This is a genomic window from Micromonospora parva (genome assembly GCF_000718515.1).
In the GTDB taxonomy this organism is placed as follows: domain Bacteria; phylum Actinomycetota; class Actinomycetes; order Mycobacteriales; family Micromonosporaceae; genus Micromonospora; species Micromonospora parva.
The window spans coordinates 153,274-174,404 of the sequence record NZ_JNZS01000011.1 but is presented as its reverse complement, the minus strand read 5'-3'; the positions used below and the strand labels follow the sequence as shown (position 1 = coordinate 174,404).

Annotated in this window: 20 protein-coding genes and 1 pseudogene; 12 read left to right on the top strand and 9 right to left on the bottom strand. The window is 70.7% G+C overall.

Annotated features, from left to right (window positions below):
- Window positions 1-61: 61 nt before the first annotated feature.
- On the bottom strand, window positions 62-583 hold the full coding sequence (locus IF22_RS0117645; protein WP_030333322.1) for a DUF6232 family protein: 522 nt from the start codon (window positions 581-583) through the stop codon (window positions 62-64).
- A 500-nt stretch (window positions 584-1,083) separates the two neighbouring features.
- Between IF22_RS0117645 and IF22_RS0117640 the strand changes: the two genes are divergently transcribed.
- Window positions 1,084-2,061 (top strand): C40 family peptidase, encoded by a 978-nt coding sequence (locus tag IF22_RS0117640; RefSeq protein ID WP_030333320.1) that lies wholly within the window; start codon window positions 1,084-1,086, stop codon window positions 2,059-2,061.
- A 73-nt stretch (window positions 2,062-2,134) separates the two neighbouring features.
- Here the strand turns inward: IF22_RS0117640 and IF22_RS0117635 are convergent, their stop codons facing one another.
- The 4 genes from IF22_RS0117635 to IF22_RS0117620 all read right to left on the bottom strand — a co-directional run bounded on the left by IF22_RS0117635 (window position 2,135) and on the right by IF22_RS0117620 (window position 6,446).
- Window positions 2,135-3,124 (bottom strand): sigma-70 family RNA polymerase sigma factor, encoded by a 990-nt coding sequence (locus IF22_RS0117635; RefSeq protein ID WP_030333318.1) that lies wholly within the window; start codon window positions 3,122-3,124, stop codon window positions 2,135-2,137.
- 378 nt (window positions 3,125-3,502) lie between these two features.
- Complete coding sequence (locus tag IF22_RS0117630) at window positions 3,503-4,444, bottom strand: N-acetylmuramic acid 6-phosphate etherase (protein WP_081883877.1); 942 nt, start codon at window positions 4,442-4,444, stop codon at window positions 3,503-3,505.
- Window positions 4,441-5,355 carry a MurR/RpiR family transcriptional regulator gene (locus IF22_RS0117625; RefSeq protein ID WP_030333314.1) on the bottom strand — a complete coding sequence of 305 codons (915 nt, stop codon included), beginning with the start codon at window positions 5,353-5,355 and terminating at the stop codon, window positions 4,441-4,443. Before IF22_RS0117625 ends, IF22_RS0117630 begins: the two co-directional genes overlap by 4 nt.
- 74 nt (window positions 5,356-5,429) lie before the next feature.
- Window positions 5,430-6,446 (bottom strand): NAD-dependent epimerase/dehydratase family protein, encoded by a 1,017-nt coding sequence (locus IF22_RS0117620; RefSeq protein ID WP_030333312.1) that lies wholly within the window; start codon window positions 6,444-6,446, stop codon window positions 5,430-5,432.
- 184 nt (window positions 6,447-6,630) lie between these two features.
- Here IF22_RS0117620 and IF22_RS0117615 point away from each other — a divergent pair, with 184 nt between their 5' ends.
- The gene (locus tag IF22_RS0117615; protein ID WP_030333310.1) at window positions 6,631-7,323 is read left to right on the top strand and encodes an SDR family NAD(P)-dependent oxidoreductase; all 693 of its coding nucleotides are present in this window, start codon (window positions 6,631-6,633) and stop codon (window positions 7,321-7,323) included.
- On the opposite strand, the gene IF22_RS0117610 is transcribed toward IF22_RS0117615, so the two are convergent.
- Window positions 7,308-7,976, bottom strand: coding sequence for a nucleoside/nucleotide kinase family protein (locus IF22_RS0117610; RefSeq protein ID WP_156057602.1), 669 nt, complete (start codon window positions 7,974-7,976; stop codon window positions 7,308-7,310). The genes IF22_RS0117615 and IF22_RS0117610 overlap by 16 nt on opposite strands.
- A 179-nt stretch (window positions 7,977-8,155) precedes the next feature.
- Between IF22_RS0117610 and IF22_RS0117605 the strand changes: the two are divergent.
- The 5 genes and pseudogenes from IF22_RS0117605 to IF22_RS0117585 all read left to right on the top strand — a co-directional run.
- Window positions 8,156-8,743: pseudogene (locus IF22_RS0117605) on the top strand (nucleotidyltransferase family protein); the annotation flags it as partial.
- Window positions 8,740-9,015 carry a hypothetical protein gene (locus tag IF22_RS0117600; RefSeq protein WP_030333304.1) on the top strand — a complete coding sequence of 92 codons (276 nt, stop codon included), beginning with the start codon at window positions 8,740-8,742 and terminating at the stop codon, window positions 9,013-9,015. The pseudogene IF22_RS0117605 and the gene IF22_RS0117600, both read left to right, overlap by 4 nt.
- Before the next feature lie 10 nt (window positions 9,016-9,025).
- Complete coding sequence (locus IF22_RS0117595) at window positions 9,026-9,802, top strand: metallophosphoesterase family protein (protein ID WP_030333302.1); 777 nt, start codon at window positions 9,026-9,028, stop codon at window positions 9,800-9,802.
- Entirely contained in the window at window positions 9,793-9,936 is a 144-nt protein-coding gene (locus IF22_RS35435; RefSeq protein WP_007464364.1) for a GPGG-motif small membrane protein, read from the top strand. The genes IF22_RS0117595 and IF22_RS35435 overlap by 10 nt, the downstream gene beginning before the upstream one ends.
- Before the next feature lie 142 nt (window positions 9,937-10,078).
- On the top strand, window positions 10,079-10,573 hold the full coding sequence (locus IF22_RS0117585; RefSeq protein WP_030333300.1) for a TspO/MBR family protein: 495 nt from the start codon (window positions 10,079-10,081) through the stop codon (window positions 10,571-10,573).
- Between the two features lie 52 nt (window positions 10,574-10,625).
- Here the strand turns inward: IF22_RS0117585 and IF22_RS0117580 are convergent, their stop codons facing one another.
- Complete coding sequence (locus IF22_RS0117580) at window positions 10,626-11,399, bottom strand: M23 family metallopeptidase (protein WP_030333297.1); 774 nt, start codon at window positions 11,397-11,399, stop codon at window positions 10,626-10,628.
- A gap of 250 nt (window positions 11,400-11,649) precedes the next feature.
- Between IF22_RS0117580 and IF22_RS0117575 the strand changes: the two genes are divergently transcribed.
- The 5 genes from IF22_RS0117575 to IF22_RS0117555 all read left to right on the top strand — a co-directional run bounded on the left by IF22_RS0117575 (window position 11,650) and on the right by IF22_RS0117555 (window position 17,893).
- Entirely contained in the window at window positions 11,650-12,993 is a 1,344-nt protein-coding gene (locus IF22_RS0117575; RefSeq protein WP_030333296.1) for an ABC transporter substrate-binding protein, read from the top strand.
- Between the two features lie 66 nt (window positions 12,994-13,059).
- Window positions 13,060-14,106, top strand: a complete 1,047-nt coding sequence (locus tag IF22_RS0117570) for a carbohydrate ABC transporter permease (RefSeq protein ID WP_030333294.1) — start codon at window positions 13,060-13,062, stop codon at window positions 14,104-14,106.
- Window position 14,107: 1 nt separating this feature from the next.
- Complete coding sequence (locus IF22_RS0117565; protein WP_030333292.1) at window positions 14,108-15,076, top strand: carbohydrate ABC transporter permease; 969 nt, start codon at window positions 14,108-14,110, stop codon at window positions 15,074-15,076.
- Between the two features lie 66 nt (window positions 15,077-15,142).
- Window positions 15,143-16,189, top strand: a complete 1,047-nt coding sequence (locus IF22_RS0117560; protein WP_030333290.1) for a LacI family DNA-binding transcriptional regulator — start codon at window positions 15,143-15,145, stop codon at window positions 16,187-16,189.
- Window positions 16,190-16,219: 30 nt separating this feature from the next.
- Complete coding sequence (locus IF22_RS0117555) at window positions 16,220-17,893, top strand: glycoside hydrolase family 13 protein (RefSeq protein WP_030333289.1); 1,674 nt, start codon at window positions 16,220-16,222, stop codon at window positions 17,891-17,893.
- A gap of 280 nt (window positions 17,894-18,173) precedes the next feature.
- On the opposite strand, the gene IF22_RS0117550 is transcribed toward IF22_RS0117555, so the two are convergent.
- Both IF22_RS0117550 and xylB read right to left on the bottom strand, forming a co-directional pair.
- Window positions 18,174-19,607: an MFS transporter gene (locus tag IF22_RS0117550; protein ID WP_030333287.1), complete on the bottom strand. Its 1,434-nt coding sequence runs from the start codon at window positions 19,605-19,607 to the stop codon at window positions 18,174-18,176.
- A gap of 93 nt (window positions 19,608-19,700) precedes the next feature.
- Complete coding sequence (gene xylB / locus IF22_RS0117545) at window positions 19,701-21,128, bottom strand: xylulokinase (protein ID WP_030333285.1); 1,428 nt, start codon at window positions 21,126-21,128, stop codon at window positions 19,701-19,703.
- Between the last annotated feature and the right edge of the window lie 3 nt (window positions 21,129-21,131).

The following is a 21,131-nucleotide window of genomic DNA, read 5'->3' as shown; positions in this document are numbered from 1 at the left end:
AGGGTCCGCACCGCCCAGACTGGTCAGCCGGCGGAGGATCATCTGGGCGGATCGGGGCGCGTCAGCGGCTGGGCCGCCACGGGTCCGCTGCGGCGAGCGGATCGACCCAGCCGCCGTAGCGGTTGACCTCCCGGGCCCGCAGCAGCGACCGGGTGACCTGGCCGAACTGCCGTTCGTCGTCGGCGCTGAACAGCAGCACCTCCGTCCCCCGGTACCACCCCCACAGCTCGTGGGGCGGCGGCCGCCAGCGGTCACCGACCACTGCGAGCGCGGCCGGGAGCAGGAACACCGCACCGAGGATCAGGTACGCCTCGGCGGTGAGACGTTGCAGACCGCCGGTGAAGCCGAGGAGCACCCCCACCCCGCCGAGCATGCTGGCGGTGAGGACGACGGCACGGACGGCGATCCGGTCGTGCGGGCCTCGGGTGGTACGCAGATGGGTCAGGTCGGCGACCCGGTAGCTGTTGCGACCGACGGTGAACCGGTCGACGGTCACGATGATGCCGGGCCGTGCGTACAGCAGGGTCGACCGGGCGCCCGGCACCGTTCGCGGCGGTCGCGTCTTTGCGCCTTCACGATTCACGGTTCCTCCCGCAGGGGACGGTGGGCCGGGTGGACCGCCGGTGACAGTCATCGCCACCTGCCGACGGGATTCCCGGCTCCGGACTTCATTGTGTTTCGGCATTGCCAGTCGACCTGGGCATTTGCGGGCTCCCGACAGCTCGCCCCGACGGGTGACATCGCCGAGAAACAGCATCCATTTCGGGTTTTATCGGTTATGGCGACCAGGAAACCGGCGGCATGCGCCGGGAACGACGAAAGTCGCATATCCGTCAGTGGCCCTCGGAAAGGGCTATATCCGCCCCTTCTGAGTCGTCATCAGCCACGATGACGCCACCCAACACACCGGCCACGACCGGCAACTCCGCCAACTTTCGCCACTGCTTCAACTGCGAGTGACATCCGTCCCGGGTTAGGTTGGGCGAGCCGGTCCGGCCCAGTGCCGTCCGCCCGGATGGCCCCGGCCGGTGTCGTCGCGGGCATCAGCAGCCCCGGCGGCCGTGGGAGAGGGGCCTTTCGCTCTTGTCATCCCTGAGAAATCTGCTGCGCACCGTGGCGCTGGTCGGCATGTCCGCCGCGCTGATCGCCCCGACGGCGGTGGCCCAGGCCGAGCCGTCCCCCGCCGAGCTGACCCGCCGGATCGAGACGTCCTCGGCGGAGCTGGAGCGGGTCGTCGAGTCGTACAACAAGCTGCGTGAGGAGATCAAGACGAACGAGGCCGCAGTGGCCCGATTACAGGCCCGCATCGGCCCGCTCGAACAGCAGGTCGAGCAGAGCCGGGCCGACGTCGCCAAGATCGCCTCCACCGCGTACAAGAGCGGCAGCCTGCGCACCGCTGACGCGCTGCTGCGTCCCGGGGGTTCGGCCACGCTGCTGGACCGGCTCGGCACCGTCGAACAGTTGACCCGCCAACGGCAGGCGAGCATCTCCGGCTTCACCGCCAGTCAGCAGCGACTGCTCGACGAGAAGGCCAGCCTGGACGCCACGCTGGCCCGGCAGGCCGCGCAGGCTCGCCAGCTCGCCGCGGGTAAGAAGCAGATCGAGCAGGACCTGGCCAGGCTGTACGAGCTGCGCCGGCAGGCGTACGGGGCCGCCACCGAGCGACCCGAGCCCACGGCGGCGAAGAACGAGGCGAAGAACGTGCCCGCCGTGTCCGGTGCCGCCGGCACAGCGGTGCGCTACGCGTTCGGCGCGATCGGCAAGCCGTACGTGTGGGCAGGCGACGGGCCGAACGGGTACGACTGTTCCGGGCTGACCTCGGCGGCCTGGCGGGCGGCCGGGAAGTCCCTGCCGCACAACACCCGGATGCAGTGGAGCGCGGTCACCCACATCGGGCGAAGCGACCTGAGCCCCGGCGACCTGGTCTTCTACAGCGGGCTCGGGCACGTCGCCCTCTACGTGGGCGGCGGCCAGGTGATCGACGCGCCCAGCGCCGGTCGCAACGTGCTCAAGCGCGGCATGAACATGATGCCCATCCAGGGCTACGGTCGGGTTCGCTGACCACGCTCGGCAAACGGCGAACGGCCGGCGTCCCCCTATCGGACGCCGGCCGTTCGCCGTCATTACTACCAGGTCAGGCTGCCTGCAGCCCCTCTGCCCGGGCCAGCTCACGGAGCCGGCCGAGGGCCTGGATCTCCAACTGCCGGATCCGCTCGCGGGACAGCGAGAACCGGGACGCGACCTCGGTGAGCGAGTGCTCCCGGCCGTCCTCCAGCCCGTAGCGGGCCCGCATGATGCCGGCGGACCGGTCGTCGAGGTGGTTGAGCAGCCCCTCGATGCGCTGCCGCTCCAGGCCGCTGAGCACGATGTCCTCGGGCGACGGCGCGTCACTGTCGGCGACCAGGTCGCCGAGGTTCGTGTCGCCGTCGTCACCCACCGGGGTGTCCAACGAAACGGTGTCCTGCGACCAGCGGCGCAACTCGTTCACCCGCTCGACGGTGACGCCGAGGGAGGCGGCGATCTGCTCCGGCTCCGGGTCGCTGCCCAACTCGCGGGTCAGCTGCCGCGCCACGTTGCGCATCCGGTTGACGTCCTCCACCAGGTGCACCGGGAGTCGGACGGTGCGCTCCTGCTGGGCGATCGCCCGGCTGATCGCCTGCCGAATCCACCAGGTGGCGTAGGTGGAGAACTTGTATCCACGCTCGTAGTCGAACTTCTCGACCGCCCGGACGAGGCCGGTGTTGCCCTCCTGGATCAGGTCCAGCATGGGCATCCCGGAGCGTACGTAGCGCCGGGCGATCGACACGACCAGCCGGAGGTTGGCGCGGATGAAGAGGTCCTTCGCCCGCTCCCCCTCGACGACCAGCCACTCCAGGTCAGCCCGGTCGACACCGGCGGGAACGGCTTCCTCACCGAGCAGGTGCTCGGCGTAGAGGCCGGCCTCGATCGCCTTGGAGAGATCGACCTCCTTGGCGGCGTCCAGCAGTGGCGTCCGGGAGATCTCGTGCAGGTAGACGCCGACCAGGTCGCGCTCCTCGGCAACCTCGTCGGTTCGCATGCCGATGTTCTTGTCCACGTTGCCCACGGTCCCCTCGCTCGCGCCGGTTGCCCGGTTCCTTGCCATTTCCCACGCCTGTCAGCCCCTGGTAACTTCTGCTGTGCCCATCGGTGCTGACACCTACACAACAGATGAGACGTGTCGGGGATTCCTCGCCGTGAGTCGAAAGTGTCACGAATGCCTGAGTAGTAGCTGAGAGCACGGTCCATGTTTGCTGTCAGCACCCCATCGGGTGGGCTCACCATTGGGCACCACGTACGGGTTACCGCACCATGGCAACACCGCCCGCCGCGGGGGACAGCGACCCGGGTCACCACCACGATGCGATCCTGCTCACTGCCAGATACGCACCGGTGAACCGGTCGGTTCATCCACGGGGGTGTTATTACCCCCGGGCCAGATGAACAATCCGAAGCCCCGTTCGCTTCCCGGGGGTGGGCGGCGTTAGGAGGCGAGCAGGGCGAGGGCGCCGCGCACCTGGTCCGCCGAGCGGGCCAACGCGGCCCGGGCGGCGTCGATCTCGGCGCCGGAGACGAGGGAGACGAGCGCCGTCTTCAGGTCACCGTCGGCCTCGGTGAGGGCCCGCCGGGAGATCTCCTCCGAGCAGCCGGTGGCCTCGACCAGAATTGAGATCATTCGTCCGCGGAGTTTCGCGTTGGTGGCCACCATGTCGATCATGAGGTTCGAGTAGACCCGCCCCAGGCGCACCATGACGGCGGTCGAGAACGTGTTGAGCACCAACTTCTGCGCCGTGCCCGCCTTCATCCGGGTCGACCCGGTGACCACCTCGGGTCCGGTGTCCACCCCGATGAACACGTCGACCGACCGGGCGGCCTCCGCCTCCGGATTGGCGCAGAGCAGCACCGTGGAGGCGTCGATGGCGCCGGCTGCGGCGAGCGCCCCGAGGACGTACGGGGTGCGTCCGCTGGCCGCCAGACCAACCACCAGGTCCCCGGCGCGGACACAACTGGCCGCTTCGACCGCGCCGCCCCGGTCATCGTCCTCGGCGTCCTCCACGGCCCGCCACATGGCGTCCGGGCCGCCCGCGAGGTGTGCGCAGAACCAGTGCCGGGGCGAGTTGAAGGTGGGGGCCAGCTCGGCCGCGTCGATCACGCCCAGTCGGCCGGAGGTGCCGGCACCGAAGTAGTGCACCCGGTGACCGCCGCGAAGCGCCTCGACCGCCAGGTCGACGGTGGTGGCGATCTCGTCGAGCACCGCGGCGACAGCGGCGGGCACCCGCCGGTCCGCGTCGTTGATCACGGTGAGCACGTCCCGGGTCGACATCAGGTCCAGGTCGACGCTGAGCGGGTTACGCCGTTCGGTCGGAGCACCCACCCGGACCGTCGGGCGAGCGGGCGGTGCGGGCATCTCCGCACCGGCCGTCATGCCCGCCTCCGGTTGGCACCCACCCGGTGCGACTGGACCGCCTCGGCGGTCGCCTCCAGGGCCTTGCGGGCCCGGGCACGGTTGCGGGCGGCCACCCCGACGAAGAGGCAGTCGACCACGGTGAGCTGGGCCAGCCGGCTGGCCGTCGCGCCGGAGCGGTAGGTGGTCTCCCGGGCCGCCGTGGTCAACACGAAGTCCGCCACGTCGGCGATCGGCGAGCGCGGGAAGTTGGTCAGGGCCACTGTCGCGGCACCGCGCGTGCGGGCCTGCTCCAGCACCTCGATCACGTCGGAGGTGGTGCCGGTGTGCGAGATGCCGATCGCCACGTCGCCCCGGCCCAGGAGGGCGGCCGAGGTCAGCGCGGTGTGCACGTCCGGGAAGTAGAAGGCGATCCGCCCGATGCGGTGCAGCTTCTGCTGGAAGTCCGAGGCGACGAAGCCGCTGGCGCCGGCGCCGTAGATGTCGATCCGACCGGCGCCGCTGATCGCCTCGACCACCTGCTCGCAGACGGCAGGGTCGAGTTGCTCGGCGGTCTCCTCGACGGCGCGGGCGTCGTTGAACGCGATGGTGGCGATGATCTGGGCGAGGTCGGCGCCGGGCGGGATGTCACCGCCGACCACTCGGGCGTCCGGTGGCTCGATCCGCCGGGCGGCCTCGGCGGCGAGGCGGATGCGCAGCTGGGGGTAACCGTCCATGCCCACCGAACGGCAGAACCGGATGACGGTCGCCTCCGACGTCTCGGCTGCGGTGGCGAGGTCGGTGATTGTCCGCCGGGCGGCGGCCGCCGGGTCGGAGACGACCAGCCGGGCGACCCGCTGCTCGGCGGGCGACAGCGATGGCAGCAACCCACTGATGTGGACGATCAGTCCACCGGGCTCGTGACTCGCAGAAATCTTCGGACTCTTCGCCACGGGTGAAACTTACTTTCACCAGGCGTGAGCGTCAACTATGACTGTCCGGTAGGGAAAAGTGTCGGCAGCCGGGATCACCGGTCCCGCACAGCCTGCCACTCCCCCAGGACCACCGCCTCATCCGCCGGGTCGAGACCACCCTGCCGTACGGCGGCCGGATGCGCTGCCATCCAGGACGCGGTCGCCCGAACGGTGTCCGGCAGCGGACGGACCGCCAGCCCGGCGTGCAGAGAGGGTCGGGCGTCGCGGTCCATCAGGCCGCCGTACTCCGGCAGTCGCACCCACAGCGGCAGCGCCCGCTCCCCCGACCACTCGCGGACGTCGTGGGAGATCAGGAACTCCTGATCGACCCAGGTCAGGGCGGGTTCTGCCAGGTCCAGCCCGGCCGCGACCCCGGCCAGCAGGTCCGCCCGGGTCATCGCCGGTCCGATGCCGTCGTACGTGCCACCGAGGCGGGTGCCGGCGGCGTGCAGCAACCAACCCGCCAGGTCGGCGACGTCCACGAACTGCACCCGGTCGGTCGGCGCTCCGGGGGCCAGCACCTCACCACCGGCCGACAGCCGCCGCACCCAGTACGGGAAACGGTCGCTCGGGTCCTCGGCGCCGACGATCAACCCGGGCCGGCAGATGAACGAACGGTCCACCCCCATCCGCCGCCGGACCAGCTCCTCGATGCTCACCTTGCACTCGCCGTACCAGCGGTGATCCGGGCCGACCGGACCGTCCACGTCCGCCGGGGCGGCCGGCAGCACGGGCGCGTCCGCGACGCTCTGGCCCGGGGTGGTGTTGTCCGCGTACACCGAGATCGTGGACACGAACGACCAGTGGCCGACGTGGTCGGCGAGCGCGGCGAGCGCGTGCCGGGCGTGACTGATCTGGCGGGTCACGTCGATCACGGCGTCGAAGCCCGCGTCGGCCAGCGGGGCGAGCGCCTGCGGATCATCGCGGTCGACCGGGACGAACCGCGCCCCGGCCGGCACGACACCGGACACTCCCCTTGCCGCGCAGGTCACCTCGTGGCCCTGCTCGACGGCGAGCCGGGCCGTCGCCCGGCCGAGGAACTGGGTGCCACCCAGGATGAGGATCCGCATGCAGCGATCCTGCGCCCCCAACACCCGACCAGCCCAACCCCTCTGCCCACGGCAGACGGTGATCGTGAAGTTGTTGCCACTCAGGCCCGGCGTGTCACGGCAACACCTTGATGATCGACGCAGGGGTGGCGAGGGCGGGGGCGGGAGCGTGGGGTGGGGGTGGATGGGGGCTAGCGTGGGGGGTATGGCGGAGCGCAGCGTGGTGGTGACCGGAGGTACCGGCGGGCTCGGCGGGGGGGGCGTCACCGCGTTCGTCGAGGCGGGCTGGCGGGTGGTCGTACCGCAGCGGGAAGCCCGGCCCGGATCGGAGCCGGCGGCAGCGGGGGTGGTCCCGGTGGTCGCGGACCTGGCCGACCCGGCGGGTGCGGCGCGGGCGGTCGAGGCCGCGCTCGGCGAACCGGCGGCGCCGCTGCGCGCGGTGGTCAACCTGGTCGGGGGGTACGCCAGCGGCGGGCTGGTGCACGAGACCCCGGTCGAGGAGTTCGAACGGATGCTCACCGTCAACCTGCGGCCGACCTACCTGGTCACCCGGGCCGCGCTGCCGCACCTGGTGGCGTCCGGCGGCGGCGCGGTGGTCTGCGTCTCGGCCCGCGCGGCGATCGCCCCGTTCCGGGGCGCGGCCGGCTACTCGACGGCCAAGGCGGCGGTGCTGGCCTTCGCCAACGCGGTGGCGGTGGAGTACCGGTCGCAGCACGTGCGGTGCAACACCGTGCTGCCCAGCGTCATCGACACCCCGGCGAACCGGGCCGCGCAGCCCAACGCCGACCATTCCCGCTGGGTGACCCCGGCCGAGATCGCGCCGGTGATCCGGTTCCTCGCGTCGGACGAGTCCGCCCCGACCAGCGGCGCCACCGTTCCGGTCTACGGGCGGGCCTGAGCCGCCACCGACCCCAGGTCGTCCCCGGCCGGCGCGGACGACGGCAGCCAGGTCTCCAGGTGCGCCTGGATCTGCTCGGTCACCTCCTCGGCCGGGCGGCCCGCGTCCACCACCACGAAGGTGGGGTACTCGGGCAGCGCCCGGTAGGCGGTGTCGGCGGCGGTCAGCCACCCCATCGTCTCGTGATCGGTGCCGCGTTCCTCGATGCGCCGGTATGCCTCCGCCGGGTCGACGGAGAGCAGGAAGGTCACCTGCGGCGTCGGGAACAACCGGTAGCCGGCCCGGGCGAGCCGCTCCCAGCGCTGCCCGCCGTGCGCCCGGATGCTCGCGTACTGGCAGGCCGAGTAGCGGTCCATCACCGCCGTCCGGCCGGTGAGCAGACAGCTGATCAGGGCGATCGCGATGGCGAGCCAGCGCAGCACCGACTCCACGGCCAGCACGCCGTCGCGCCCGACGAGCCGTTGCGCGTCGGGCCGGCCGAGTCGGTGGGCGAGCCGGGCGAGCCAGCGCCGGCCACTGGCGTTGCGCCGGTACCTGGCGGGTCGCCCGGCGGCGGTCAGCGCGTCGGCCAGCCGGTGCGCCTGGGTGGTCTTGCCGGAACCGTCGATGCCGATCAGGGCGACAGTGCGCAACCGGGCCTTGCGTCGTCGCATCCCCGATGATCTGGCCACTCTCCACAGATTATCCGACCGACGCACCCGCCCCGCGAGGTTTGTCATGCTTCATCCCTGTTGACACCCGACCGCGACACCGGCAGGTGTGGCCGACCGGAATGCCGGGTACCGGACTTTGAAATCCAACCGCCGGTCCACCAACACGACGACGGAGGAACCAGATGGCTGAGCGCGGGGACGAGAGTCTTGTGCACACCCTCAAGAAGGTCGCCGCCGTGCTCAAGCAGTCCGAGATTCCGTTCGCCCTGGGCGGCAGCTTCGCCGTCTACGCCCACGGAGGCCACTCCAGCGATCACGACGTCGACTTCCTGATCCGGGAAGTGGACGTGGAACAGGCGCTGCAGGCCCTGGTGGCCGCCGGTTTCGTCGCCGAGCGCCCACCGGAGGACTGGCTGGTCAAGGTCTTCGACGACGGCCGGATGGTGGACCTGATCCACCGGCCGATCGAGACGCCGGTGACCGAGGAGACGTTCGCCGACACCGTCATCCGGCCGGTGGACGCGATTCACATGCCGGTGCTGTCCGCCACCCAGCTGATGGTGCACAAACTGCTCAGCTTCTCCCAGCACTACTGCGACTTCGCCCGCGGCCTGCCGCTGGCCCGCTCGCTGCGGGAGCAGATCGACTGGGAACGGGTACGCAAGGAGACGCAGCACTCGCCGTACGCCGAGGCGTTCCTGGTGCTGCTGGACCGGCTGGAGGTGGTGCCGGCCGCCGGCACCCAACCAGGAGAGGGGACATCGTGACCCACCATCGCGACATCGACACCGGGCCACCGGACGAGTACGTCGAAGCGGAGATCCAACGGTTGCTCGTCGAGGACCCCGCCGTCGCCGAACAGGGGATCACCGTGATCCGGCGGGAACGCGCCCTCGTGCTCTACGGCGAGGTGGAGAGCCCGCACCGGCGGGAGGAGATCCTGCGTCTGGTGTCGGAGCGCTTTCCGGACGTGCCGGTCACCAGCGACATCGGGGTGATCCGCGCGCAGGCGCCCACGGAGATCGAGCAACTGCCCTGAGGGAGGTTCCATGGTGATCCGGATCGCCGCCGTGGGCGACGTGCATCTGGACGAGGACGTCGTCGGTCGGTTCCGACCGGCGTTGGAGGAGCTGCCGGAGTGTGCCGACGTGCTGCTGCTGGCCGGGGACCTGACCCGGCACGGCACCGAGGCCGAGGCGCGCTGCGTGGCAACGGAGTTCGGTGGGTTGGCAGTGCCGGTGGTGACCGTGCTGGGTAACCACGACCACCAGTGTGACCAGGTGCCGCAGGTGGTCAAGGTACTGGAGGACGCGGGCATCACCGTGCTGGAGGGCAACGGCGTCGTGCTGGACTGCGCTGGTGGTCGTCTCGGCATCGCCGGCGTGAAGGGCTTCGGCGGCGGGTTCGCCGGCCGGTGCGCGAGTGACTTCGGCGAGCCGGAGATGAAGGCGTTCGTCCGCACCACCACCGACAGCGCGGACCGGCTCGGTGCGGCGCTGCGCTCGTTGGACTGCGACATGCTGGTGGCGCTCACCCACTACTCGCCGGTGCCGGACACACTGGCCGGTGAACCGTTGGAGATCTACCCGTTCCTCGGGTCGTACCAACTGGGGCAGGCGATCGACTCGGCGCCCACGGCACTGGCCGTGCACGGGCACGCGCACGCCGGGACCGAGCGCGGCACGACCCCCGGTGGGGTACGCGTCCGCAACGTCGCACACCCGGTGATCAAGCAGGCGTACAGCGTCTTCCACGTTGGCGATCAACTCGACACCGACCAGGTTTCCCCGATCGGCCAGTCGGGTAGTCAGAGGTCATGGAGCTGATTCTCTGGATTCTCGCAGTCGTACTCGTGGTCGCCGGCATCCTCGCGCTGTTCCGCCGGCAGATCCTGTGGGGCATCGTCCTCATCGTCGTCGGGCTGTTGGTCGGCCCGGGTGGTGTCAGCATCTTCAATTAGCGCTCATCATCGGTAACACCGGGACCCGCCGGGGTCGCCGCGACCGGAGCTTCGTCCTCCCGACAGAGGCACCGGCCGCAGCGATCCCGGCGCTTTCGTGTCCGGCGGTTTGCCACCGCCGATCCGCGGAAACATCTTGACTATGGAGACATCTCAGAACGCCCCGAGGACCTCCGGCCGCCGCCGGTGGTGGGCCCTCGTCGGCTTCGGGGTGGCGGTCTTCATCGCCGCCGCCATCGGCGGGCTGGGCGTGCAGGGCACCACCGACGAGTACGCGAGCCTGCGGCAGCCCGACTGGGCGCCGCCCTCGTGGCTGTTCGGCCCGGTCTGGTCGCTGCTGTACGCACTGATCGCGGTGGCCGGCTGGCTGGTGTGGCGACGGGTCGGCTTCTCCCCCGCACTCTGGGCCTGGACCGCCCAACTGGTCCTCAACGCCATCTGGACCCCGCTGTTCTTCGGCGCGGGGCAGTACGGACTGGCGTTCGCCGAGATCGTGCTGATGTGGTTGGCGATCGGCCTCACCGTGCTGCTGTTCACCCGGGTCTCCCGGGTCGCCACCGCGCTGATGCTGCCCTACTGGGCGTGGGTCACCTTCGCCGCCGCGTTGAACCTGTCGATCTGGCGGCTGAACGCCTGACCGGCGGATCTCCGGCGGGCGCTCGCCCGCCGGAGACCGGCCGTCCGCTGCCTCAGCAGCGAGGGACGTTCGGGATGTAACCGTCGTAACCGGTGTAGACGTACGCGTCGGCGATGAACCGCCCGGCGCCGATGCGGTCCCAGATCGTGCTGGTGCCGTAGGTGCCGGTGACGCTCGTGCCACTGGTCTGGCAGGCGATGGTCACCCGGGTGCCATCGGCGACGGTGCCCACCGAGGCGTACCCGGTGCCGGGACCGGAGCGAACGGTCAGCGGCGTGCCGCTGGTGTCGACGGTGCCGTTGCCGCTGCCCGACGAGCACCCGTTGCCACTGGTGTAGCTCTTGGTGCCCCAGTAGAGCGCGAGGCTGCCGTTGAAGCGGACCTGGATGTCGGCACCGTTGAGGCGCTGCTCGTAGTGCAGGTGCGGGCCGGTCGATCCCCCGGTGCTGCCGACCCAGCCGATGACCTTGCCGTACCCGACCGTCTGCCCGACCGAGACGTTGAAGCCGCTGAGGTGCGCGTAGTAGGTGCTGTAACCGCCCCCGTGGTTGATTCGGACGTATTTGCCGTAGCTGGTGCCGCCGAGGTCGGTGACCCGGTCGACGGTGCCGGGGGCGCTGGCGACCACCGGGTCGCCGGCGTCGTCGGTGCGGTTGAAGTCGATGGCGTACGCCGGGCTGTGATCCGACCGGGTCTGCCCGGACCAGGTCTGCCCGCACGGGAAGGGCACCCTGAAGGTCGGCGCGGCCAGCGCGGGCGTCGCCGGCGCCAGCGCTCCCCCGACCAAGAGACCCGTCACCAGCAGGCTGATCCACCGCTTTCGCATACAGCTCCTCCTATGTCGAAAACCTTCGATGCGTAGGCATCAGCCTGACAGATATCGTCACTCTTCGAAAGAGTCCGAAGCGTGCCCCGGGAGCGCGCCCACCAGGCAGCCGGCAGGTTTCCGGATTGTTACTCGGTCGTGTCTGGCAGGGGGTGGACCCAGCCGGATGCAAGCGCTTACATGTGTGCACGCCCAATCGGACCGGCGACGGGTCACCAGCGAGACCGCGCCGGCTAGGAAGGAGGACGGCATGGCGGTCTTCACCAGACCACGCCAGGCCTTCGTGATCGCCGGCGTACTCGGGCTGGCGCTCAGCGCCACCGCCTGCGGTACCGGCGACGACAAGAAGAGCAGCAACGCGGGCTCCGCGGAGTGCGCCGCATACGACAAGTACGACGGCCACGACGGCAAGAAGGTCTCCATCTACGCGTCCATCCGTGACGCCGAGGCCGATCTGCTCAGGAACTCCTGGAAGACGTTCGAGGACTGCACCGGCATCGAGATCGACTACGAGGGCAACGCCGAGTTCGAGGCGCAGCTCCCGGTCCGGGTCGACGGCGGCAACGCGCCCGACCTGGCCTTCGTGCCCCAGCCGGGCCTGGTCAAGCGGTTCGCCGACGCCAGCAAGCTGAAGTCCCTCGGTGCCGACACCAAGACGATGGCCGAGCAGAACATGCCGGCCGACTGGCTGAAGTACGGCACCGTCAACGGCACCCTCTACGGTGTGCCGCTCGGCGCCAACGTGAAGTCCTTCGTGTGGTACTCGCCGAAGCTCTTCAAGGAGAAGGGCTGGACCGTCCCCACCAGCTGGGACGACATGATCAAGCTCAGCGACACGATCGCGGCGAGCGGCATCAAGCCGTGGTGCGCCGGCATCGAGTCCGGTGACGCCACCGGCTGGCCGGCCACCGACTGGATCGAGGACGTCATCCTGCGTACGCAGGGCCCCGAGGTCTACGACCAGTGGACCACCCACGCCATCCCGTTCAACGACCCGCGGATCGTCGACGCCGTCAACCGGGCCGGCACGATCCTGAAGAACGAGAAGTACATGAACGGCGGCTTCGGCGGGGTGAAGAGCATCGGCACCACCGCCTTCGGTGAGGCCGGCCTGCCGGTCACCACCGGCAAGTGCGCCATGCACCGCCAGGCGTCGTTCTACGCCAACCAGTTCCCCGAGGGCACCAAGGTGGCCGAGGACGGCGACGCCTTCGCGTTCTACTTCCCGGCCATCGACACGGCCAAGGGCAAGCCGGTGCTCGGCGCGGGCGAGTTCGTCGTCGGCTTCGCCGACCGCCCCGAGGTGCAGGCGGTGCAGACCTACCTCGCCTCGGCCGAGTACGTCAACAGCCGCGCGAAGCTCGGCAACTGGGTCACGGCGAACAACAAGCTGGACATCGCCAACGTCGCCAGCCCGATCGACAAGCTCTCCGTCCAGATCCTGCAGGACAAGACCGGCGTCTTCCGCTTCGACGGATCCGACCTGATGCCGGCCGCGGTCGGCGCGGGGACGTTCTGGAAGGGCATGGTCGAGTGGATCAACGGCAAGGACACCGCGTCGGTGCTCCAGGGCATCGAGAGCAGCTGGAAGTGATCTGAGCGGTGGGCCGGTCCGCACCTGCGGGCCGGCCCACCGACGGATCTGGACCTGGGAGGGTCGATGGAGTTCGACTTCGCTGAGGAGCAGCCGAAGTTCCTCATGCTGATGTACGGGCTGATCGCTTTCGTCGCGGTGGTGGGCGGTCTGCTCCTGCTTCTCGACGTGGTGCCGGCCTGGTTCGCCCGCCGTCGGGAGGCGCAGCTCGTCGCCGCGTCCGCCAGCGGCGCCCCGCTCCCCCGCCGACGCAAGCAGGGGGAGGGACTCTTCGCGCTCTTCTTCCTGCTGCCGACGCTGCTACTGCTCACGGTCGGGTTGGTCGTGCCGGCCATTCGCACCACGCTGCTCTCCCTGATGGATGGAAGCAGCACCAACTGGGTCGGACTGCGCAACTACAGCTGGATGTTCTCCGACGACTCGATCGTCCGGGTTCTGATCAACACCCTGGTCTGGGTGGTCCTGGTCCCGTTGGTGGCGACCGGGTTCGGCCTGATCTACGCCGTACTTGTCGACAAGGCCCGGTTCGAGGCGGTCGCCAAGTCACTGATCTTCCTGCCGATGGCCATCTCCTTCGTCGGCGCCAGCATCATCTGGAAGTTCGTCTACGCCTATCGGGGCGAGGGCGACCAGATCGGTCTGCTCAACCAGATCGTCGTCAGCCTCGGCGGCGAGCCGAAGCAGTGGTTGCTGGAATCGCCGCTGAACACGCTGCTGCTGATCGTCATCATGGTCTGGATCCAGGCCGGCTTCGCCATGGTGGTGCTCTCCGCCGCGATCAAGGCGATCCCCGGTGACATCGTGGAGGCCGCCCGGCTCGACGGCGTCAGCCCGTGGCAGATGTTCTGGCGGATCACCATGCCGAGCATCCGGCCGGCGCTGATCGTCGTGGTCGTGACGCTCACGATCGCCACGCTCAAGGTCTTCGACATCGTCCGGACCTCGACCAACGGCAACTACGACACCAGCGTGATCGCCAGCGAGATGTACAACCAGGCGTTCCGGTACGGCCAGAACGGGCAGGGCTCCGCGCTCGCGGTCTTCCTCTTCATCCTGGTCATCCCGGTCGTGATCTACCAGATCCGCAACCTCCGTCAGCAGCGGGAGGGCTGAGATGACCACCGCAACGCCCACCGTCGCCGTCGGCACCCAGAAGACCGACGGCACCCCGACCACCACGGCCGCCCGGGTCCGCAAGCGGTTGAACAGCCGCACCGCGACGCTCGTCTCGATCGTCATCGCGGTGCTCTGGACCATCCCGACCTTCGGCCTGCTCGTCTCCTCCCTCCGCCCGGAGGACGAGATCAAGACCACCGGCTGGTGGACGGCCTTCACCAACCCGCAGTTCACCTTCGAGAACTACGAGCAGGTCCTGTTCGGGCGGTCAGCGTCCTCCGGGCAGCTCGCCGGTTCCTTCATCAACTCGCTGGCGATCACCATCCCGTCGGTGCTCTTCCCGCTCGCCTTCGCGTGCCTCGCCGCGTACGCGCTCGCGTGGATCAACTTCCGCGGCCGGGACTGGGTCTACATCGCGATCTTCGCGTTGCAGATCGTGCCGTTGCAGATGGCCCTGGTGCCGTTGCTGAAGTTCTTCTCCACCGGCGTCAGCCTCGGCGGCGTCACCCTGATGCCGGCGTGGGACCTGGTCGACGAACAGAAGTTCGCCCAGGTGTGGTTCGCGCACACCTGCTTCGCGCTGCCGTTCGCCGTCTTCCTGCTGCACAACTTCATCTCGCAGCTGCCCGGGGACCTGATGGAGGCGGCCCGGGTCGACGGGGCCACCCACCCGAAGATCTTCCGCACCATCGTGCTGCCGCTGATCACCCCCGCGCTGGCGGCTTTCGGCATCTTCCAGTTCCTCTGGGTCTGGAACGACCTGCTGGTCGCGCTGATCTTCGCCGGTGGCGGCAACGAGACCGCCCCGCTCACCGTCAAGCTCGCCGAGATGGCCGGCACCCGGGGCAACGAGTGGCAGCGGCTGACCGCCGGTGCGTTCGTGTCGATCGTCGTACCGCTCATCGTGTTCCTGTCCCTGCAGCGCTTCTTCGTGCGAGGTCTGCTCGCCGGCAGCGTCAAGGGCTGACCGCGCGCCCGCCGTCGCCTGGCCCCTCGGGCGGCGGCGGGCACCGGGCACCGAGCGGGGGTAACCGTGACGAGGATCGATGATGTGGCCCGACTGGCCGGGGTCTCCACGGCCACCGTCTCACGGGCCCTGCGGGGGCTGCCGACGGTATCGGCCGCCACCCGGCGCCGGGTACTGGCCGCCGCCGAACAGCTCGACTACGAGGTCTCACCGAGCGCGTCCCGGCTCGCCGGTGGTCGCACCGGCACTGTCGCGGTGGTCGTTCCCCGCATCACCCGGTGGTTCTTCAGCACCGTCGTCGAAGCGGTCGAGGAATACCTCCACCAGTCCGGCTACGACCTGCTGCTCTACAACCTGGGCGGCCGGGAACAGGTCCGCCAGCGGGTCCTGCGGACGGCCAACCTGCACAAGCGGGTGGACGCCATCATGCTGGTCGCCACGCCCCTGCGTCCGGCCGACCTGACCGCGCTCGCCACGCTGGACCTGCCCGGAGTCACCATCAGCTCGGGCAGCAGGGTGCCCAACTGGCCGTGCGTACGCATCGACGACGTGGCCGCCGCGCGGGTCGCCACCAAGCATCTGATCGACCTCGGCCACCACCGGATCGCCCACATCTCCGGCGACCCGGACGACGAGTTGGCCTTCACCACCCACCTCGACCGACGGCGGGGTTACCAGGCGGCGCTGCGCTCCGCCGGCCTGCGACCCGACCCGACCCTGGACATCGAGTCCACCTTCACCATCGACGGCGGCAACCGGGCCACCGCCGAACTGCTGGCCCGCGGCGAGCCGCCGACAGCGATCGTCGCCGCCTGCGACGAGATGGCGATGGGCGCGATGACCGCCCTGCGCGACGTCGGGCTGCGGGTGCCGCAGGACGTCAGCGTGGTCGGTATCGACGACCACTACCTGGCCGGTGTGCTCGGGCTCAGCACCGTCGCCCAGCCCGCCGCCGAGCAGGGCCGGCTCGCCGCACAGATGCTGCTCGACCCGCTCGGGGCCCGACCGCCGAACCCTGTCGTCAGTCAACGGGGCACCGGTTGCGACACTCCGGTGGTCCTGCCCACCCGGTTGGTGGTGCGGGATTCGACGGCGCCGCCCCGGGCACATTGAAATCAACACACCGCAACACGGGAGACGACCCTGAACACCGACCCGACGCAGCAGACCTCCTCCGACCAACCGGCCACCGGCTGGTGGACCGAGGCCGCCATCTACCAGATCTACCCCCGCTCGTTCGCCGACTCGGACGGGGACGGAATCGGTGACCTGCCCGGCATCACCGCCCGCCTCGACCACCTGGTCGAGCTGGGCGTGGATGCGGTGTGGCTCTCTCCCTTCTACCCGTCGCCACAGGCCGACGCCGGCTACGACGTGGCCGACTACCGCGACATCGACCCGCTGTTCGGCACCCTCGCCGACGCGGACAAGCTGATCGCCGAGGCCCGTTCCCGCAACCTGCGGGTGATCGTCGACCTGGTGCCGAACCACACCTCGTCGGCGCATCGCTGGTTCCAGGCCGCGCTGCCGGCCGCGCCCGGCAGCCCGGAACGGTCCCGGTACATCTTCCGGGACGGCCGAGGCCCGGACGGCGACCAGCCGCCGAACGACTGGCAGAGCGTCTTCGGTGGTCCGGCCTGGACCCGCACTGTCGACGCCGACGGGCAGCCCGGCCAGTGGTACCTGCACCTGTTCGACACCGGGCAGCCGGACCTCAACTGGGACAACCCGGAGGTGCACGCGGAGTTCCTCGACGTGCTGCGGTTCTGGCTGGACCGCGGGGTGGACGGCTTCCGCGTCGACGTGGCGCACGGCCTCATCAAGCAGGCCGACCTGGCCGACTGGCAGGAGCCCCAGGAGATCCTCTCCGGCAACGAGATCGACAAGCCCCGCCCGCCGATGTGGGACCAGGACGGTGTGCACGAGATCTACCGGCAGTGGCGGCAGGTTCTGGACAGCTACCCCGGCGAGCGGGTGCTGGTCGCCGAGGCCTGGGTGGAACCGGCCGAGCGGTTGGCCCGCTACGTCCGCCCGGACGAGATGCACCAGGCGTTCAACTTCGAATACCTGCTCGCGGCGTGGACCGCACCGGCCCAGTACGCGGTGATCACCCGCTCGCTCGAGGCGACCGACTCGGTCGGCGCGCCGACCACCTGGGTGCTGTCCAACCACGACGTGGTGCGGCACGCCTCCCGGCTCGGCCTGCCGGTCGGCACCGTACGCCCCAACGGCATCGGTATCGGTGACCCGCAACCCGACGCCGCACTCGGTCTGCGCCGGGCCCGGGCGGCCACCGTGCTGATGCTCGCGCTGCCCGGCTCGGCGTACCTCTACCAGGGCGAGGAGCTGGGGCTGCCCGAGCACACCACGATGCCCGACGAGGCCCGGCAGGACCCGACCTGGGCGCGCAGCGGGCACACCCAGCGCGGCCGGGACGGCTGCCGGGTGCCGATCCCGTGGGAGGCCGACGCCCCGTCGTACGGCTTCGGGCCGACCGACGCCAGCTGGTTGCCGCAGCCCGCGCTCTGGGCGGAGTACGCGCTGGACCGCCAGCGCGACGTGCCCGGCTCGACGTACGAGCTGTACCGCACGGCGCTGCGGTTGCGCCGTGCCCACGGGCTGGGCCGCGGCACCCTGGAGTGGTTGTCCTCCGGCGACGAGGTGCTGAGCTTCCGCAACGGTGAGCTGACCGTGCTGACCAACTTCGGTGCCGCCCCGGTACCGGTGCCGGCCGGCGCCGAGGTGCTCGTCGCCAGCGCGGCGCTGGACGACGACGGCGCGGTCCCGACCGACGTGACCGTCTGGCTGCGCGGCTGATCTCGCGCCGACCGGCCCGCCCCGGCCACGCGGTGCGGGCGGGCCGCTCGGTGCGCGACGGCCCGCTTTGGAGCTGATGTCGTAAACGATTCACGCCCGCCTGCACCTCGCCAACCTCAAGATCGCGCTACCTCCACGATCTAGTGGCCTCCGTCCGCCAGGAGGCGACTAAAACCAGGAAGTAGCACGATCTTCAGGTTGGCGCGCGAGGTTGGCGCGCGGAGTCAGGCGCGCGGGGCGGGGCGCGGAGTCAGGCGCGCGGGGCGGGGCGCTCGGGGTGTCAGAGGCGGTCGGCTCGGTTGTGGAGCAGGTCGTGCACGTTGTCGATGTCCGCCGGTGAGGTCCGCGAGGCGAGCCAGTACATGACACCGGTCGGGATGAAGAAAAGCTGGAACGCGGCCAACCCGACGGCGAAGTTCAACGGTGGCGGGAATGCCGTTCGCAGCGCCTGGAAGGCCACCCCGACCAGCCCGTTGCCGGCCGCGCGACCGACACCGTTGACGAGGTTGCCCAGGCTGTAGACAGTGCCCCGGTGCTCCGGCGGGTTGACGTCGGCGATCAACGCGAACCAGTTCGGCGAGTTGGCCGAGGTCAACGCGAGCGCCACGATCGCGGTGAGCAGGCTCAGCCCGACCGACGGCTCGGTGAACACACTGGCCAGCACCGCGCCGACCACCGCGCCGCCGCTCGCGCCGTCCGGCACGTCGATGGTCACCGGGACGAAGAACAACACCAGGTAGAACGGCAGCGCGGCGAGGATGCCGACCGAGGCGACGAGTGCGCGCCCCCGCGGTGTCCGCCGCTGCACCGCGTCGCCGATCAACCCACCCACGATGGACAGCACCCCGCCGAGCTGGAACAGGGTGGCGAACACGCTGCCCACCACCACCGCCGTGGACGTCGAGTAGCCCTGGGCCTCGGCCCGTTCGGCGAAGAGCACCGGCAGCCAGACCAGCGAGCCGAACGCGGCCTGCGCGGTCAGCCCCTGCAGGATCAGCCACCGGTTGGTCCGCCGGGCCAGGATGCGCGGCAGGTCGGCGCGGCTGATCCGGTAGTCGTACTCGGCACCGGCGTCGAGCCTGCCGGCCAGTTCCGGCTCGCTCTGGCCCCGTCGGATGTCGTACGTGAAGAAGTAGGCGAGGGTGGCGACCAGGCCGACGCCGGTCAACAGCAGGAACGGCCGCCGCCAGTCGGCCGCCCCGAGCAGCCCGCCGACGAGCGTGCCGGCGAGGGTGCCGATGCCCTGGGAGAGGCCCCAGAAGCTCATCACCAACCCGCGCCGGGTCGGCGAGATCAGGTCGGTGACCACGGAGAAGCCCACCGAGCCGACCGCGCCGAGGCCGACCGCCGCGACCAGCTGCGCGGACAGGAACGTCAGGTAACCGCCGGCGAGCGCGCTACCGCCGGTGCCCGCCGCCCAGAGCAACGTGCCCACCATGAGCAGCGGCTTGCGGTTGGTGCGGTCCCCGACGTACGCCCAGCCGACGGCCGCGACCGAGCTGACCAGGAAGCTGACCGCGGTGACCACGCCGAGCAGCCGCCCGGACACGTCGAACGCGTCGGAGATCGGACCGTACAGCGGGGGGACCAGCCCGATCGCCACGTTGTCCAGCGAGGCGAGCAGCACGAACACCACGACGCTGTACAAGCGGTGCGCCGGCCCACCGCCCCGACCGTGCGCGCGCAGGCCGGGCCCGCCACTGGTCACCGTCATGACCGGCAGCCAACCAGACTCCGTGCGGGCGCGCGTCACGCGGGTGGCCGCCGGTCACCGTCGACCGGCGGCCACCCGCACAGATCGCGACGCTCAGCGTCGGTCGAGCACCAACCCGCGGGCCGCGGCGTACTGGTCGCGGACGGCGGGAACCGCCGCTGCCGCGTACTCCTCGGTGCCCTCGACCGCCCAGGTCGGCGGCGCGGCACCGCCCAGGGCGACCCAGGCGGCCTGTCGGGCGGCCCCGTCGGCGACGTACTCGCCGGCCGGCGGGACGACGACCGGGCAGCCGAAGACCTGCGGGGCGATCTGACGGACCGCGGCCGACCGGGCTCCGCCGCCGATCAGGATGACCCGGCGGGCGACGGCACCCTGCGCGATCAACGCGTCCAGGCCGTCGGCGAGCGCGCAGAGCATGCCCTCCACGGCGGCCCGCGCCAGGTGCGCCGGGGTCGAGGTGCGCAGGGTCAGCCCGTGCACCGCGCCGGTGGCGAGCGGCCGGTTCGGCGTCCGCTCACCTTCCAGGTACGGCACCATGACCAGCCCGTCCGCCCCGGCGGGGGCGGAGAGCGCCAGCTGGGCCAGCTCGTCGAGGTTGACGCCGAGCATCGCGGCGGCGGCGTCCAGCACCCGGGCGGCGTTGAGCGTGGCGACCAGCGGCAGGAAACGACCTGACGCGTCGGCGAAGCCCGCCACCGCGCCGCTCTCGTCGCCCGCCGGCACGTCCGCGACGCTGAACACGGTGCCGGAGGTGCCGATCGAGACGATCACGTCACCCGGCCCGGCACCGACACCGAGCGCGGCAGCGGCGTTGTCCCCGGTGCCCGCACCGAGCAGCGCCCCACCCGACCCGCCCAGGTCGTCGGCGAGCTTTCCCGCCGACTCCGCCGGACCGAGCACCTCGGGCACCACCAACCGCCGACCGAAGCCCTGCTCCAGCAGGTCCAGTCGGTAGTCATCGGTGGCCGGCGACCAGTAGCTGGTGCCGCTGGCGTCGCCCCGGTCGGTACGCAGCGCGCCCAACCCCGGTGCGCCGGCCAGCCGCCAGGTCAACCAGTCGTGCGGCAGGCAGACGGCGGCCACCCGGGCCGCCAGCTCCGGCTCGTGACTGGCCAACCACCGCAGTTTGGTCAGGGTGAAGCTGGCCACCGGAACGCTGCCGGTCGCTTCGGCCCAGAACCGGCGCCCGGCCGCGCCGCCGCCGGCCTCCTCGATGAGATCGGCGGCGGCGTCGGCGGATCGGGTGTCGTTCCACAGCAGCGCCGGGCGGACCACCCGGCCGTCCTCGTCGAGACACACCATGCCGTGCTGCTGGCCGGCGACGGAGATCGCCGCCACGTCGGCGAACCCGCCGGCCTGGTCGGCGGCGCTGCGCAGCGCCTGCCACCAGGCTTCCGGGTCGACCTCCGTGCCGTCCGGGTGCGGTGCCCGGCCCTGCCGGAGCAGGGCACCGGTCTCCGCGTCCCGGATCACCACCTTGCAGGACTGGGTGGACGAGTCAACGCCTGCGACCAACGGCATGGC

Bases quoted from the DNA above. Each gene is read 5' to 3' on its own strand.
- IF22_RS0117630 (WP_081883877.1), bottom strand. From the start codon at position 4,444: ATGACGGCCGGTGCGGAGATGCCCGCACCGCCCGCTCGCCCGACGGTC.
- IF22_RS0117620 (WP_030333312.1), bottom strand. From the start codon at position 6,446: ATGCGGATCCTCATCCTGGGTGGCACCCAGTTCCTCGGCCGGGCGACG.
- IF22_RS35435 (WP_007464364.1), top strand. From the start codon at position 9,793: ATGGAGCTGATTCTCTGGATTCTCGCAGTCGTACTCGTGGTCGCCGGC.
- IF22_RS0117570 (WP_030333294.1), top strand. From the start codon at position 13,060: ATGGAGTTCGACTTCGCTGAGGAGCAGCCGAAGTTCCTCATGCTGATG.
- IF22_RS0117580 (WP_030333297.1), bottom strand. From the start codon at position 11,399: ATGCGAAAGCGGTGGATCAGCCTGCTGGTGACGGGTCTCTTGGTCGGG.
- IF22_RS0117635 (WP_030333318.1), bottom strand. From the start codon at position 3,124: ATGGCAAGGAACCGGGCAACCGGCGCGAGCGAGGGGACCGTGGGCAAC.
- IF22_RS0117575 (WP_030333296.1), top strand. From the start codon at position 11,650: ATGGCGGTCTTCACCAGACCACGCCAGGCCTTCGTGATCGCCGGCGTA.
- IF22_RS0117565 (WP_030333292.1), top strand. From the start codon at position 14,108: ATGACCACCGCAACGCCCACCGTCGCCGTCGGCACCCAGAAGACCGAC.
- IF22_RS0117585 (WP_030333300.1), top strand. From the start codon at position 10,079: ATGGAGACATCTCAGAACGCCCCGAGGACCTCCGGCCGCCGCCGGTGG.
- IF22_RS0117550 (WP_030333287.1), bottom strand. From the start codon at position 19,607: ATGACGGTGACCAGTGGCGGGCCCGGCCTGCGCGCGCACGGTCGGGGC.
- IF22_RS0117615 (WP_030333310.1), top strand. From the start codon at position 6,631: ATGGCGGAGCGCAGCGTGGTGGTGACCGGAGGTACCGGCGGGCTCGGC.
- IF22_RS0117595 (WP_030333302.1), top strand. From the start codon at position 9,026: ATGGTGATCCGGATCGCCGCCGTGGGCGACGTGCATCTGGACGAGGAC.
- IF22_RS0117610 (WP_156057602.1), bottom strand. From the start codon at position 7,976: ATGCGACGACGCAAGGCCCGGTTGCGCACTGTCGCCCTGATCGGCATC.
- xylB (WP_030333285.1), bottom strand. From the start codon at position 21,128: ATGCCGTTGGTCGCAGGCGTTGACTCGTCCACCCAGTCCTGCAAGGTG.